At 68.5% G+C, this 1,520-nt stretch carries 1 protein-coding gene; it reads left to right on the top strand.

Annotated features, from left to right (window positions below):
• Nucleotides 1-104 precede the first annotated feature (104 nt).
• Nucleotides 105-1,280, top strand: coding sequence for an IS30 family transposase (locus FKR81_RS43050; RefSeq protein WP_407936601.1), 1,176 nt, complete (start codon nucleotides 105-107; stop codon nucleotides 1,278-1,280).
• The last annotated feature ends 240 nt before the right edge of the window (nucleotides 1,281-1,520 follow it).

Below are 1,520 nucleotides of genomic sequence, written 5' to 3'. Positions count from 1 at the left end.
GCCCCTCTTGGGTTCTATTGATCGTTGCAACACCTGGGTTGTGAGCAGGGGTTGCAGTGGTCGAGAACCGGAAGTGTCGTGCATCGCAGAGGTCGAAGAAGCTGGTGGTTGAGTGCCAGGTTTATCTTGATCTTGTGGCGAGTGGTGTAAGCACGTCGGAGGCGTGTCGCAGGATCGGGGTCCCGCGCAGCACCGGTTACCGGTGGCGGCACGGGCGAGTGAGCCGGGCGGGGCGGGCGAGAACCGCCCCGCCGTCATCGGCCACCGGTTCCCGGCCGTCGGTGTCGGCACGGTTTCTGTGCCTGGACGAGCGGCTCGAGATCGCTGACCTGCGTCGCGCCGGCCGCGGGGTGCGGGCCATCGCCCGGCAGCTGGGCCGTGATCCAGCCACGATCAGCCGGGAACTGGCTCACAACAGCGATCCCGGCAGTGGTGACTACCAGCCGTATCGGGCCCAGGCCCGCGCCGAGCAGCGTCGGGCGCGCCCGAAGACCGGCAAGATCGCCGCGAACGACGAGTTGCGGATCTTGCTGCAGGAGATGCTCGACGACAAGCTCAGCCCGGAGCAGGTCTGCCGCAGACTGCGCCGCGACCACCCCGACCGGCCGGAGCTGCACGTGTCCCACGAGACGATCTACCAGGCGTTGTACCTGCAAGGCCGCGGCGAACTGCGCCGCGTGCTCGCCGCACAGCTCCGCACCGGACGCGCGGTCCGCGTGCCCCGCCCCACCAGCGCGCGGCGCCATCCCCGCTTCACCGAACCCATGATCATGATCAGTGACCGGCCCGCCGAGGCCGACGACCGCGCCGTCCCCGGACACTGGGAAGGCGACCTGATCATCGGCAAGGACCAGAAATCCGCGATCGGCACCCTGGTCGAACGCGCCACCCGCTACGTCCTGCTGGTCCACCTGGGACGGTCCCGCACCGCCGACCACGTCCGTGACCAGCTCGTCGCCACCATCACGACCCTGCCCCACCAGCTACGGCGATCCCTGACCTGGGACCAAGGCCCCGAAATGGCGCGGCACCACGAGTTCAGCATCGCCACCGACGTGCCCGTCTACTTCTGCGACCCGCACTCACCCTGGCAACGCGGATCCAACGAGAACACCAACGGCCTGCTGCGCCAGTACTTCCCCAAAGGCACCGACCTCGCCGCCCACAACCCCGACCACCTGGCCGCCGTCGCCGCCCAACTCAACCGCCGCCCACGCAAAACACTCGGCTGGGACACCCCAGCCGAGCGCCTGGCTAAGCTCCTGACCGAAGCCAGTTGATCATGCGTGTTGCAACGATCCCTCGAATCCGCCCCTTGCCCCCGCCTGGGCTCCGCCCCGGACCCCGGCACCACCGGAGGCCTCGGGCTGGGTTCCGTAGTGGGTCGCCTTGGTGGTGTCGGTCTCCGTACGGCGCACCAGAGGCAGCCACATTTCAGGGTGGGGGTCAAGACAAAAAGACGTCTTGACCCCCACCCTGAAATGCGGCAGGGCTTCGCCTGCGCCGTACGGAGACCGCCC

This window comes from Lentzea tibetensis (assembly GCF_007845675.1).
Taxonomy (GTDB): Bacteria; Actinomycetota; Actinomycetes; order Mycobacteriales; family Pseudonocardiaceae; genus Lentzea; species Lentzea tibetensis.
The sequence above is the reverse complement of the archived record's forward strand: the minus strand, read 5'-3'. Positions and strand labels throughout refer to the sequence as shown.